Origin of the sequence: Paenibacillus rubinfantis (assembly GCF_001486505.1) — a bacterium.
Classification (GTDB): domain Bacteria; phylum Bacillota; class Bacilli; order Paenibacillales; family Paenibacillaceae; genus Fontibacillus; species Fontibacillus rubinfantis.
Map to the genome: position 1 here is coordinate 316,181 of NZ_LN909063.1, position 12,493 is coordinate 328,673.

11 protein-coding genes are annotated in these 12,493 nt (G+C 56.6%); 6 read left to right on the forward strand and 5 right to left on the reverse strand.

Annotated features, from left to right (window positions below):
• The first annotated feature begins 312 nt into the window (after positions 1-312).
• Positions 313-1,716, forward strand: a complete 1,404-nt coding sequence (locus BN3277_RS06550) for a transposase (RefSeq protein ID WP_059041470.1) — start codon at positions 313-315, stop codon at positions 1,714-1,716.
• Between the two features lie 618 nt (positions 1,717-2,334).
• Here the strand turns inward: BN3277_RS06550 and BN3277_RS06555 are convergent.
• Together BN3277_RS06555 and BN3277_RS06560 are read right to left on the reverse strand one after the other, a co-directional pair.
• Positions 2,335-2,883, reverse strand: a complete 549-nt coding sequence (locus tag BN3277_RS06555) for a hypothetical protein (protein WP_059041471.1) — start codon at positions 2,881-2,883, stop codon at positions 2,335-2,337.
• Positions 2,884-3,030: 147 nt separating this feature from the next.
• A complete protein-coding gene (locus tag BN3277_RS06560) occupies positions 3,031-4,110 on the reverse strand; it encodes a bifunctional transcriptional activator/DNA repair enzyme AdaA (protein ID WP_059041472.1) in 1,080 nt (359 codons plus the stop codon).
• Between the two features lie 485 nt (positions 4,111-4,595).
• Between BN3277_RS06560 and BN3277_RS06565 the strand changes: the two genes are divergently transcribed.
• The gene (locus tag BN3277_RS06565) at positions 4,596-5,639 is read left to right on the forward strand and encodes an agmatine deiminase family protein (protein WP_059041473.1); all 1,044 of its coding nucleotides are present in this window, start codon (positions 4,596-4,598) and stop codon (positions 5,637-5,639) included.
• A gap of 36 nt (positions 5,640-5,675) precedes the next feature.
• The gene (aguB, locus tag BN3277_RS06570; protein WP_059041474.1) at positions 5,676-6,554 is read left to right on the forward strand and encodes an N-carbamoylputrescine amidase; all 879 of its coding nucleotides are present in this window, start codon (positions 5,676-5,678) and stop codon (positions 6,552-6,554) included.
• A gap of 73 nt (positions 6,555-6,627) precedes the next feature.
• On the opposite strand, the gene BN3277_RS06575 is transcribed toward aguB, so the two are convergent.
• The gene (locus BN3277_RS06575) at positions 6,628-7,674 is read right to left on the reverse strand and encodes a hypothetical protein (protein ID WP_059041475.1); all 1,047 of its coding nucleotides are present in this window, start codon (positions 7,672-7,674) and stop codon (positions 6,628-6,630) included.
• 131 nt (positions 7,675-7,805) lie between these two features.
• Between BN3277_RS06575 and BN3277_RS06580 the strand changes: the two genes are divergently transcribed.
• Positions 7,806-8,765, forward strand: a complete 960-nt coding sequence (locus BN3277_RS06580) for a DMT family transporter (RefSeq protein ID WP_059041476.1) — start codon at positions 7,806-7,808, stop codon at positions 8,763-8,765.
• Between the two features lie 39 nt (positions 8,766-8,804).
• On the forward strand, positions 8,805-9,395 hold the full coding sequence (locus tag BN3277_RS06585) for a hypothetical protein (RefSeq protein WP_059041477.1): 591 nt from the start codon (positions 8,805-8,807) through the stop codon (positions 9,393-9,395).
• Here the strand turns inward: BN3277_RS06585 and BN3277_RS06590 are convergent.
• A complete protein-coding gene (locus BN3277_RS06590; protein WP_059041478.1) occupies positions 9,298-10,842 on the reverse strand; it encodes an aminotransferase class V-fold PLP-dependent enzyme in 1,545 nt (514 codons plus the stop codon). The genes BN3277_RS06585 and BN3277_RS06590 overlap by 98 nt on opposite strands.
• A gap of 137 nt (positions 10,843-10,979) precedes the next feature.
• Positions 10,980-11,459, reverse strand: a complete 480-nt coding sequence (locus tag BN3277_RS06595) for a DsrE/DsrF/DrsH-like family protein (protein ID WP_059041479.1) — start codon at positions 11,457-11,459, stop codon at positions 10,980-10,982.
• Positions 11,460-11,850: 391 nt separating this feature from the next.
• Here BN3277_RS06595 and BN3277_RS06600 point away from each other — a divergent pair, with 391 nt between their 5' ends.
• Positions 11,851-12,453: a polymorphic toxin type 44 domain-containing protein gene (locus BN3277_RS06600; protein WP_059041480.1), complete on the forward strand. Its 603-nt coding sequence runs from the start codon at positions 11,851-11,853 to the stop codon at positions 12,451-12,453.
• Positions 12,454-12,493: the final 40 nt, after the last annotated feature.

The window sequence follows — 12,493 nt, forward strand, 5'->3', positions numbered from 1 at the left end:
ATGGTCGGTGATAGGTAGAATGAGGGGTAGTAAATGGTGGGTGGGACCGGGTAGGGAAGAAGAGAATGTTGCAAAAAGTACAACATTTTTATGCGTATTGCTGGCTTGGGGGCAGAAATGTTGCATTTAGGAGTCAATTTCATAATTCAAAGCCGTTGATCTAGCTGGATATTTTGGTCATAGAAAAGGGAGTACCTCCCCAAATCTCGAATTAACAGGTAACCAAACCAAACCCGAGAGAAAAAAAAGGAGGTAACCCCTATCTATTCAATTCGCCAAATAGAACTGTTTTCCTTCGAGGAATTGTTACAAATGCAACCTGAAGATAGATATAGCCAGATCTTCGAGCATTTGAACCTCGCTCCGGTTATGCAATCGCTAAGTAAAAAACACGGCCGTGGGCGACCGGAGGAATTGAACGTGCCGGCCATGATCTATTCGCTGCTCATCGCAAAAATGGAAGGTATAGAATTTGTGTCCGCCCTGGTTAAGCGGCTCAAGTCCAGCGAAGAATTTCGAATCCAGTGTCGGTTTACCGGTTCCAATCGCATACCGAGCGAAGCTTCCTATTCGAGACTGATCCATGCGCTGCAACAAAATGGACTTCTTGAGAAGTTACAGGACCGTCTAGTACTGTCCGCCTTAGAAGAAGGATTCGTATCTGGTACGCATATCGCCGTCGACTCCTCGATCGTCGAAGCTTGGGACTGCCAATTCAGCGAGTCCGCATCCAAGCGACGGGCCGCTCGACGTTCCAAAAAACAAAGTAAGACACCGGAGTTAGAACAACTCAAATTGGATGTCACCGAGTCGCAACCCCCACCCGTGAGCGAACGGCCTAGGAAACCGACCTACCCGCGCGGGCGCGCCTCTGCTGAAGAAACAGAGCGTCGGCGTAAGGAACGGGAGGCTTACGAAGCGAGCCTAGGGCCGTTTGAGAAGAAAGTGGAGGACATGCTGTCCTCCACATACGATGAACTGCTCGCTGCATTGCCTAGGCAGGCCGCACGCTGTGACAAAAAGAACTCTAAAGGCAGGCTCACCAGCTGGTATGGTTTCAAGGCGAATATATTAGTGGATACCGACAGCCAATACATTCTCAGCGGTGTGTTCAGCTCGGCGAACCCAAACGACCAACGAATGGCGATTTTGCTGCTTAAGGGCCTGCCGCTGAAGTTCCCTATGCTTAAAGTGAAGCACGTCTTAGGAGACAAAGGCTACGACAGCAAGGCGGTCTACCAGTTAATTCACTCGCTAGGCGCCTACCCGGTCATTGATATAATCCACCATACGGAACCTCCCGAGGGAATGAACCGGGATTACAGTCCCGTTTGCAAGGAGGGGCATGCCTACCGCTATGACAGTTTTGACACCAAATACGAGACACTTCGATATACTCGGCCAAACGAGTGCAAGGATTGCCCATTTGCCGAGTCCAGCTGCCAGAAGGTCTTTAAGATCCGCATTGAAACGGATCTGCGCAAGCACACCTATCCGGCAAGAGGAAGCGAGAGCTTTGTGAAGCTGTACAAGAAACGAACTGCTGTGGAGCGCGTATTTGCCTACCTCAAGGAGTATTTCGGAATGAGACGCACACGTCACCGCGGTGTTCGAGCGAGCGTCGACTTTCAGTTAAGCACGTTGGCTTATAATCTCAGTAAGTTTGCCTTAGACAAGTTGAACAAGCAGTTGAGTCAGCACCGGCAAGTCGCCTGATTTTTATAAAAAACGATCTCGAATTTTGGGCAAGCATGCCCTCCAGCAAACTGAATTATGAAATTGACTCTTTAGTACAACAATTTAGCGCGATTCCAGCAAAAAGGGGCAAAAATGTTGTATAAACTGCAACATTTTTGCCCCAATTTCGATGTACCCCGTGAGAAATGTTGTACGGAATACAACATTTCTTGCCGCCCAGGGCTTATGCTGGCCTCAACTTCGGGCCGGGGTCACGCTCCGCGCCCCACGGCCCCATAGCCCACAGCCCATAGCCCACTGTCCCATAGCCCACGGCCCATAGCCCAAATAGCTGCCCGTGTCGCAGCCTGGCATCACCGCTCCGCGCCACAGTTCAACGACACCGTGTTGCGCTAAGCTCCGAGTTATAGCCTCGCACCACCGCTTAGCGGGCCACCGCCACCGCGCAGGGCTACAGCCTCGCTTCACCGTCCTGCGCTACAGCTTCGCACCGTCCGCTCTGCAGCCGACGGCGTCCTGTGTCACCGCTGCTGGCTACCGCCTCACGTCAACGCCCGCTCTACAGCCGACGGCGTCCTGTGTCACCGCCGCTGGCTACCGCCTCACGTCACCGCCCCGCGCATCACCACCCGTGCGTCACCGCCCGCGCTTCCGGCCGGCCTTCTTGCGGCGGCCGTACTTGTTCGCGGCCACGCTGCCGCCGTGCTGCTGGCGCGTCCCGGGGCTGCTGATGGCGGAGTTGGTGCCGCCGGTGCTATATCGTCCGCCGCCGCTGGCCACTTGCGTGGCGCCTGCGTTTTGCTGGCCGCGGGGCAGCTTAACCACCTGGTCGTTCACCACGATCACGACCTCTTTACCGCGGTGGCTCAAGCCGTGTCCATCACGCTGGCCTTTGCGGCTCCACCGTCCCCCCATCGGACCGCTTTTGCCGTCCTTATTAAACGCTTTGCCGCCTGCGCCAACGCTCTGTTGCTGCCGCACATACGGCGAACGGATCGCCGCATTGCTGCCGCCGGCGCTGCTATGCCCCGCACCGCTGGCGATCTGCGTTGTGTTAGGCGCGTTGGTGAACTGGCGATTCACGACCACAACCACCCGATCCACCCCCGGAAGGGGCGTTTTGGCGACCAGCCGTTGTCTGCCTTTTCTTAAGATAATCGTTAATTGGTCCTTGCGAGATTTCATGGAACCCTCTCCTTTTAGATTACCCTATGCCAAGGACAATAATCGGAAAGGGATAAGCGACCGGGAGAGGCAAATAAGGCTGATTCCATTAGGCGGATCCTCTAAAGCTGCTTGATTAGCTCATTTAACTTGCCCCGCCCGGCAAGCTCAATTGGCTTGATTCGAAAAGGCTTTATAAGCTCCTCCTTTTTGGTTCTCGTGCTTCAGCAGCCAGCTTTTTCGCGACAGTCCGCCGCCATATCCCCCGAGATCGCCATTCGCGTTGATCACGCGGTGGCAGGGGATGACGAGGGCCAGCTGGTTGGCTCCGTTGGCTTGAGCGACGGCACGGAAGGCCGACGGGCGGCCGACCTCTGCGGCAAGCTCGGCGTACGAGCGCGTCTCCCCCGGAGGGATTTGCCTCAGCCGCGCCCACACCTGCTGCTGGAACGGCGTACCGAGCAGGTGCAGCGGGGTGGCGAACTCGGTGAGCTGCCCCTCGAAGTACAACGCGAGTTCCCGCTCAATCGAGCGGATGGGGCCGGTCACCCCCGGGATGATCGCGGATTTCGTCCGCAGGCGCAGCCGCTCCACCTCGCGTTCGAGACCGCGGCGGTCGACGAACTCGAGCAAGTACAACGCTTCCTCATCAGCGATGGCAATCATGGGTCCCAACGGCGTATCGATCCACGTCGCCCGCAATACCCGACCCTCCTCCAGGCGGGTTGGCGCCGCGCCCATTATCCGGGAGAAGGCGTCCCGGAAGCCGCTGCTCGACTCATATCCCATGGAGAGCTGGGCGTCGATCACTGGGCGGCCGGAACGGATGTTTCCAAGCGCCAGCCCCATGCGCCGGGCGCGGGCATATTCCACGAAGGTCATACCAAAGCGCTTCTTGAATTGGCGGCGTGCCGTGGACGCATCGATGGACAGCTGCCGGAAATCCTCGTCCCTCCAGCGCTTCTCCGGGTTGGCCTCCACCGCTTCCACCAATTGGCGAACCAAATCGGAGACCTGGTTCGGGTGGGACAGCGGGCGGCAGCGTTGGCACGGCCGGAACGAGGCAAGCAGCGCTTCCTTCGCGGTTTCGTAAAATTCGCAGTTCTCGAATTTAGGTTTTCTGGCCGGGCAGGTCGGGCGGCAGAAGACCCCGGTCGTTTTTACCCCGACGTAAAACACCCCTTCATACTCCGGTTTTTTCTCCAGCAAAGCTTGATAGTATGCTTCTTTTCGTTCGGCGGGAATCATGACAGTCCGGGTCCTCCTTAGCTATCCTTTTGATTTCCCCATTATATCGCTTGCGACGAGACGGTGCCGCCGAAAATCAGGCATTGATTTTTCGGGCAACACTTCCATTTGTAGGTGCGGAAATTTTGTTATATGATATCATGGTAAATTGGGTGAACGCGCTAGAATTTTAGGCTCTTCCGCAAGTCTAACGCTTGCCACAGCGCTTAAGTCGGCTCAAATCGCCGATTTTTCCTTTTAACGCTGCTCACCGTGCTTAAATCCTATTTTCCGAGCCGAAATTGGGCGGTTTGTTGGAAATAACGATCTACAGCGTCGTTAGAAATGGTACAACAAGGAAATCCTTCAAATAGCGTGACTCATCCGCGTTAGAGCATGGGGAACAACCATCAGGGGCATCCGTGGCATGGAGAAGCCATTCGGAGTAGGCGGGCCGCCCCGAAATCTAGTTTGAAACGATAAATTCTTTGGTAGTGGAGGAAACGATGTATCCTAAAGACTTAAACTATAAAATGCCGGCCGAATGGGCGCCGCATGAACGTACTTTTATCTCCTGGCCGGTGCAGGAGTCCATGGTCTATCCCGACCGGTATGCCGAGGTGTGCGAAGGGTATGCCGAATTCATTACGGCGATCGCCGAGTTTGAACCGATTACAGTTGTCGTGAACCCGGACGATTTGCACAACGTGCAGGCTCGTTTCGAGCAGGACCCGAACGCGGAACGCATCTCTTTTATGCCGATTGCGCATAACGATGCCTGGCTGCGTGACAATGGGCCAACGTTCCTTGTCCATCCCGAAGGCGAGCTGGCCGGGGTTAATTGGGGCTTTAACGCTTGGGGCGGCAAATATTCGCCATGGGATCTGGACGATGCGGTCGCGCCGCAAATTCTCGAGGCCCTGAACGTTAAGCGGTTTGATGCTCCGCTGGTGCTGGAGGGCGGCTCCATTCATACGGATGGAGAAGGCACGTTGCTGACGACCGAGGAGTGCCTGCTGAACAAGAACCGCAACCCGCACATGAGCCGGGAAGAGATCGAGGCGGCGGTCAAGAACTTTACGAACGTCGACCAAATTATCTGGCTGAAACGCGGGCTTAGCGGGGACGAAACGGACGGTCACATCGACAACGTCGCTTGCTTCGCCGCACCGGGTAAGGTGATCCTGCAGGTCTGCGACGATCCAAATGATGAGAACTATGCCATCACGCAGGAAAATATCGCGATCCTCAGCGCAGCAACGGACGCCCAAGGCCGCAAACTGGAGATCATCCCGATCCCGCAGCCGCCGCAGGCGTTTTACGAGGAGAGCCGGTTGACGTTAAGCTATTTGAACTTCTATTTCGTCAACGACGGCATCATCTTACCGATCTTTGGCGGCGCCGCGGCGGAAACCGACCGCAAGGCCGTCCAAGTGCTAAGCGAGACGTTCCCGGATCGCAAAATCCGCACCGTCGACGGCATGGCGATTATCCGCGAAGGCGGCAACGTCCACTGCACCACACAGCAAATGGCGGCTAGACGCCCATAAATCATAAATGATAATGAAGGGGGTTCGACCAACGACATGAGAAACGTGAAAGTGGCAGCGACGCAAATGAGCTGCTCATGTAATAAAGACGAGAACATCGCGAAGGCGGATCGGCTGGTCCGGGAAGCGGCCCGGCAGGGGGCGCAGATTATTTTGCTGCAGGAGCTGTTCGAAACCCCTTATTTCTGCCAAAAGGAAAAATCCGACTACTACGTCTATGCGACCGAGATGGAGGAGAATGCGGCGATTCAGCATTTCCGCAAGGTAGCGAAGGAGTTGGAAGTGGTCCTGCCGATCAGCTTCTATGAGAAAAAGAATAACGCCCGCTACAACTCGCTGGCCGTGATCGACGCCGACGGCGAGGTGCTCGGCCGTTACCGCAAAAGCCATATCCCGGACGGGCCGGGGTATGAGGAGAAGTTTTATTTTAATCCGGGAGACACCGGGTTTAAAGTGTGGAAGACCCGCTATGCCAAAATCGGCGTAGGCGTCTGCTGGGATCAGTGGTACCCGGAAGCGGCTCGCTGCATGGCCCTGATGGGCGCAGAGCTGCTGTTCTACCCGACGGCGATCGGCTCCGAACCGCAGGACGGCTCGATCGACTCCAGGGATCACTGGCAGATGTGCATGCTGGGGCATGCCGCTTCCAACCTGGTGCCGGTCATCGCCTCGAACCGCGTCGGCACGGAAACCGATGAAGAATCGAGTATCACGTTCTACGGCTCGTCCTTTATCGCCGGCCCGCAAGGCAACAAAGTGGCGGAAGCCGACCGTACGGAGGAGACCGTACTTGTGGCGGAATTTGACCTCGATCAGTTGGAGATCCAACGTATCGAATGGGGCATCTTCCGCGACCGCCGGCCGGATCTGTACAAGATCATCACCTCTTACGACGGCGAGCTTCGCATCGACTAAACCGCATAAGCAACGCTAGATCGTATAAGCCCCCAACTCACCGAAGATTGGGGGCTTTTGCCGATCCTGCGGGTCAAGCTGAGCCGGGATGGATGTCCGGGTTGGCGTCCACGATGGTCAGCGCCGCCGACATGAGGCGGGGCAGATAGTGGAGCACCTCGTCCGCTCGTCGCAACAAGGCCTCGGTTGTCCCGACGCCAAGGTCGGTCAGCAGGGCCAGGAAATCCGGGGCGAGCCGCTCCCCTTCCTCGGGAGCATCGGCCGCCAGAATTTTGTGGCAGCGTGCAAATGTGGCGGTGATCCAGAACACCGCCTCCTGATGGCGGCCGCGCTGAATCAGCTCGCGGCTGCCGTCGATGGCGACTGAACGCGCGCTGGGGGTGATGTCGCTCGAGAAGGGGAACGGCGTGGCAGCCCGCGCTGCCGCCGTGTCAAACGTGCGCTCCAGCGCCTCCCAATGCTCCTCCGTCCTCCGGGCGGTGAGCTGGGAGCAGCCGAGGAGTTGCAGCAGTTCGGCGTAGGTCGCGCCAAGCCCATACGCTTCGAGCACCTCGCGGACCGCCAGATAGCGAAGCCGTATGGTGGGGTTGCGAAGCGCGGCGGTCAACAGCACATGGGTTGTAATCCCGGTCGGGAACAACCAACCCAGGACCTGGTCCTGCCGGGGTGCCGCGAGATCGATTCCGCGCAGCCCGCGTTCGATCCGGGCCAGCGCATGCCTGCAACGCCGCAGGACCCAAGGCTTCTCGGCGAAGCGGGGGGCCACTTCCGCTTGGAGCCGGCGCAGCCGCCCCGTGGGGTCGGCGATGATCGTATCCGTCCGGAAGCTCCCGGCCAGATGGTAATCCGATAATACGGTTTCTGCGGAAGCCAGCTGGTTCCAGGACAGGTAGGTTACTTCAAGTAACGCCTGCTCAAAACGGAATTTACCCGGTTTCGCCGGAGGCGCAGCCAACGAGGTGACGACGATCAGATCGATGTCGGAGCTCTCCGCAAGCTCGGCTTCTCCCGGTAATCCTACCGTGGAACCGCTGAAGTAAGCTCCCCGGAAACCGGCTTCCCGGCTGGCGTGTTGGGCGACCCATCGGGCGGCAACTTTTCGAGCTTCCTCGACTTTCATCTATACCTCCTCACCATTTACAGGCATGCTTCGATGAACATCGAGGCATGCCCATGATACAATCAAGATCATGAGAGATCCGGGTTACGTTATTAGATATGCCCGAGCGATCCTAGAAAGAAGGGATAAGAGTGGGACGTACGCTGTATTTTGCATTAATCTTGCTTAGTTTAATTTGGGGTGGTTCGTTTTTCTTCATCAAAATCCTGCTGCCCGACTTCGGCCCCTGGACCGTAGCGTTCCTGCGTTCCGTCTTTGGGTTGGCAACGATTACGGGCGTGATGCTTGTCTTGCGCAAGCCGTTTGGGTTCCGTTCGATTCCTTGGCTGGCGATGGTCATTATGGCGTTGATCAACACGGCGATACCGTGGGCATTGATCGGTTTCAGCGAGACGCGGCTGACGAGCAGCCTGGCGTCGGTGCTCAACGCCACGACTCCGCTCTGGACACTGGTCGTGGGCGTCATCTTCTTCCGCGTCGCCACGACTCGCATGCAGTGGGTCGGGATGGGGATCGCCTTCCTGGGCTTGCTCGTACTTGTGGGCGTCAGTCCAACCTCGCTCGCCTCGGTGGACCTGCTGGGGTTCGCCTGCATGCTGGCGGCGACGTTGTGTTATGCCGTCGGCACGCACCTGTCCAAGCGGTTGTCCGGTGGGCTGTCAATGTATCAGGTGACCTTCGGCACCTTGATCAGCGCGATGGGCGGCAGCGGCTTGATGGCGCTGATCGTTGAGCGGGACTCGCTGGCCCCGCTGGCTCAGCTCCCTACGCTAGGCGCGGTGATTGGGCTTGGCGTGTTTGGTTCGGGGGTGGCCTATATTTTGTTCTACTTTATGGTCCAAAAAGGCACCCCGCAATTCGCCACCACCGTCACGTATCTCGTTCCGGCCAGCGCGATTATTTGGGGGTTCACGCTGCTGAATGAACCGGTGAGCTGGCGATTGCTGGCCGGGCTGGTGTTTATCCTCGGCGGGGTGTACTTGGCGAACCGAAACGGCTCCCGCAGCGCCGGGCAGGGGGCCAAACGCAAGGAGATCCCGGCGGTTTCCGAACCAGATGCGGCGGCCATTCCCGCTGAGCCGTCCAGTTGAGTTGCCACTAATGAACGAACGCACGAAGGAGGGGAAGCGATGCTGCATGTGGTGAACGGCGATGGGGTAGCCGATCAGCTTCGGCAAGGGGTTGTTCAAGGGGACCTACAGGTATGGGAGGCCTATGCCTCGTCAGAACCAGAGGGCCTGATTGCACTCCTTGAAGAGGATCTGTCCCCGTTGCCTTATATGCGCGAAGCGATCCTAAGCCATCTCTCCCGGCTGCCTTCCACGGTGAACGGGCTTGGCTGCGTTGAGCAGGCGGTGCTGGAGTTGGTCGCCCAAGGGACCCAACGCCCCTATGACCTGTTTCGCGAAGTGGGGCGTCGGTTGAGCAGGCTTGGCTTGGGGGATGTGGAGTTCCGTTATCGTCTGGCGGCGCTAGCCAAAGAGCCCTTTGCGCTGTTAGGCATCAAGGGCTGGGAGGAACCGCCGAGCATAGACCGGCCACTGGCGGGGGATGCCGACAGCCTCGTGGCCCTCACCGAGCTCGGTCGCCAAGTGCTGGCAGGAGCGAAAGATTGGGCTGCGCTTAAGCCCCTGGATGAATGGTTCGGCGGGATACATCTGCAAGGTCTCCCTTGTCCCTGGCGGTGGGATCCGGCAAGCGAAACCATTCGTCCAGGTTAATTCGGGTTTCTTCGCGCCGGTGGCTCCACTCGTTGGTTCGTGGATCGTAGGAATAGTCCCGGGCCCCATCTCTACCCTGCGCGACCACTTGACGGAGCGCGTATCCGATAAAAGCGACTTCGTCCGCCGTCATCATCGGATGCAGGGAAATCCGGACCCAGCCGGGCTTGGCGGTGAAATCGCCGCTGGCGATCCGGCGGGCGATTCGCTGCGAGGCGGCCTGGTCGATACCCAGCAGATAATGGCCGTACGTACCCGCGCAGGAGCAGCCGCCGCGGGCCTGGATGCCAAAGCGGTCGTTCAGCAGCTTGACGGCCAGGTTATAGTGGACCGGCTCCAAGGTGAACGAGACGATCCCGAGACGCTCGCGGCTATGCCCGCCCAGGATGTTCAGGCCCGGGACGGCTTCAAGCTCCGTCAGCAGCCGGTCCGTCAGCTCCCGTTCCCGGCGCAGCAGGCGGCCGACGCCCATCTGCTCCTTGAGCCGCAGGCATAACGCGGTACGGGACGCCTGCATCACCCCCGGCGTGCCGCCATCCTCCCGCGATTCGGCGTCGGCCAGGTACTGGACTTCGCCCCAGGGGCTGGTCCAGGACACCGTGCCGCCTCCCGGGCGGTCCGGCGACGCCCCGGCGGTGAGCCCCGCATCCATCACCAGCACCCCGCTCGTGCCGGGGCCGCCCAGGAACTTATGCGGGGAGAAGAGGATGGCGTCCAGCCGCTCCTCCGGCGCTCCCGGCGGATGCATGTCGATCGGGACGTACGGGGCGCTGGCGGAGTAATCCACCACGCAGATGCCGCCGTGCCGATGCATCACCCGAGCGAGCTCGTGAATCGGCGTTACGAAGCCGGTCACATTGGAGCAGGCGGTGAACGCGCCGATTTTGATGCGGCGGTCCTGGTAGCGGCGGAGCAGGACGTCCAGCCAAGCCGGATCCACGCGGCCGTCGGCTCCCGGCGGGATACCTACGACCTCGCCGATCGTTTCCGCCCAGGAGATATGGTTGGAGTGGTGCTCCATATGCGTGATAAAAACTACCGGCCGCTCCTGTTCGGCCATTCCGCTCCGGTAAGCCGCCCGCCAAGCGGCGGGGGCTTTTAACCCAAGCAGCCGCTGCAGCTTGTTCACCGCCCCCGTCATCCCTGTCCCCTCGAATAACAGGATGTCGTTGGGGCCGGCGTGGACGTGGTGCTTGACGATCCGTTTGGCCTCCTCGTAAGCGGCGGTCATGGCGGTGCCGGTCAAGCTGGCGGCGGTGTGGGGATTGCCCGCGAGCGGACCCAGCTCCCGGGTCAGCTTCATTTCGATCGGCCGATACAGGCGGCCGCTGGCAGCCCAATCGGCATACAGCAACGTTTGCGTCCCATACGGCGTAACGTATCGGTGGCGGTAACCGATCGTATTTTCACGGTAAACCTCGAATTCCAATTCTTCTGTCTCCAGCAAGCCGAGTCTCCCCCTGTTAAGGAACTGTAATCACGCTTTAGGTTATGTGTATTCGCCTAGGGGGGTCAGGGTTAAGGGAGAGAGTTCAAAAAACGTCCACAAAGGGGACGAGCGGCTTGCTTAAGACCGCCTCGGTTTCAAATAAACAGCTGGATGTCCGATTCCAGCGCGTCGCGCAGGTACGTTTGGGCCTCGATGATCTCCAGCTCCGGGAGGAACTCCTCCGGCTTGAAGCCCATAATCTCCACCGACAGCTTGCAGCCGTAGAACTTGATGTTTTTCTTGCGGGCTCCTTTGAGGAAGTGGATCAGCCGGGGAGCTTCCTGGTCTTCGATCATTTCGTTCAGCATCCATTTGCCAAGCCCGCTGTAATTCATTTTCGAGAGCGGCAGCTCGTCCGGCCCTTTGGGCGTCATCCAGGTCATCAGCTTCTCGTACAACGTCTTGTCCTCCAGCGTCATTTTCTCCGGATCCCGCACCAGAAACAGGCCCCAGAAGGCAAAAAACATCGTCACCTCCACGCCGATATCCCGCGCGCTGTTCGCCAAAATCAGCCCGGCCATCGCCTTGTCGTAATCACCGCTGAACATCAGCAAGTTCATTCTTTTTTGCTCCATTACGGCCAGCCTCCATCGTATGTGGTTTGGATAAAGCTGGTATTAGTATGGTTTCGGGGAGGCCGTCTATTCCCGGTTCATAAATCGCTCAAAATTTACTGCAATTTGGGATTTCTTTTGATCATTCAAAAGTAGCTGCGTGATCCCGGTTCATTTCTTCGCATAGGAAACCGAATAATCTTCCCCATATTTGTGGTCCTCTTCTTGAAGATAAAAATATATCGCATTCTTACACTATCGTAAGACACTTTTTAATCATTCCTATAATAAACAATAATCCCATATCTTGTAATCTAATATCTATTGGATTATAATAGACTTTGATATTAAAGGTAAATTAATCCTTTGTATCAAAATTTATGGAAGGATGGGTGCCTTATGAAAAAAAATCTTGCCTGTATCTTTTTTTCTCCTCGTATTTATTTTAGTTCTTTCCCCAGTGTCAGCTTTCGCTTCGATTAGTAGCAGCAACAATGATATTGGTATTTTTGTTGATCCTGATTTACCTAACAAGTCAAACGACTGGGCAAACATTATGACTAGTAATTATTACAACTTTGATAACCAGACGTCCTACTACTGGACGGCCCCAGAATATGCTCTTATAAGCCCCTACGGAAAAGATACACTTTGTTATAATTATTTCCTTCAAAAGGTTAAATCCGGAGGACCGTGGGATTATAAAAGAACTTACGGTTATTCAACTTCCTATGGTTTTTTTGGTAAAAGCCTAACTGGTGAAGACTTCGGAAACATTCACTACGGTTTTGTAGGAAAAGCATACTTCACGGATACCACGTTATATGCTGCTGCAGGGCTTGCCTCCATTGTTGATAATGGTGGTTTCAATATGGGTGATTTTAATTCTTACTATGACGATCCCAAGGATCAAAGAATGATTAAAATTGGTATTGAACTTTACAAAAGAGTTGTGCTCAATGGGCAACCATGGAATGCTACAACAGTAAATAGTGCCTTTAATGCAGTTCCCTAATTCAAAAAGAAAGAAAGCTCTATTTGCAAATAGAGCTTTC

Bases quoted from the DNA above. Each gene is read 5' to 3' on its own strand.
- BN3277_RS06555 (WP_059041471.1), bottom strand. From the start codon at position 2,883: ATGAAATCTCGCAAGGACCAATTAACGATTATCTTAAGAAAAGGCAGA.
- BN3277_RS06575 (WP_059041475.1), bottom strand. From the start codon at position 7,674: ATGAAAGTCGAGGAAGCTCGAAAAGTTGCCGCCCGATGGGTCGCCCAA.
- BN3277_RS06585 (WP_059041477.1), top strand. From the start codon at position 8,805: ATGCTGCATGTGGTGAACGGCGATGGGGTAGCCGATCAGCTTCGGCAA.
- BN3277_RS06550 (WP_059041470.1), top strand. From the start codon at position 313: ATGCAACCTGAAGATAGATATAGCCAGATCTTCGAGCATTTGAACCTC.
- BN3277_RS06595 (WP_059041479.1), bottom strand. From the start codon at position 11,459: ATGGAGCAAAAAAGAATGAACTTGCTGATGTTCAGCGGTGATTACGAC.
- aguB (WP_059041474.1), top strand. From the start codon at position 5,676: ATGAGAAACGTGAAAGTGGCAGCGACGCAAATGAGCTGCTCATGTAAT.
- BN3277_RS06560 (WP_059041472.1), bottom strand. From the start codon at position 4,110: ATGATTCCCGCCGAACGAAAAGAAGCATACTATCAAGCTTTGCTGGAG.
- BN3277_RS06565 (WP_059041473.1), top strand. From the start codon at position 4,596: ATGTATCCTAAAGACTTAAACTATAAAATGCCGGCCGAATGGGCGCCG.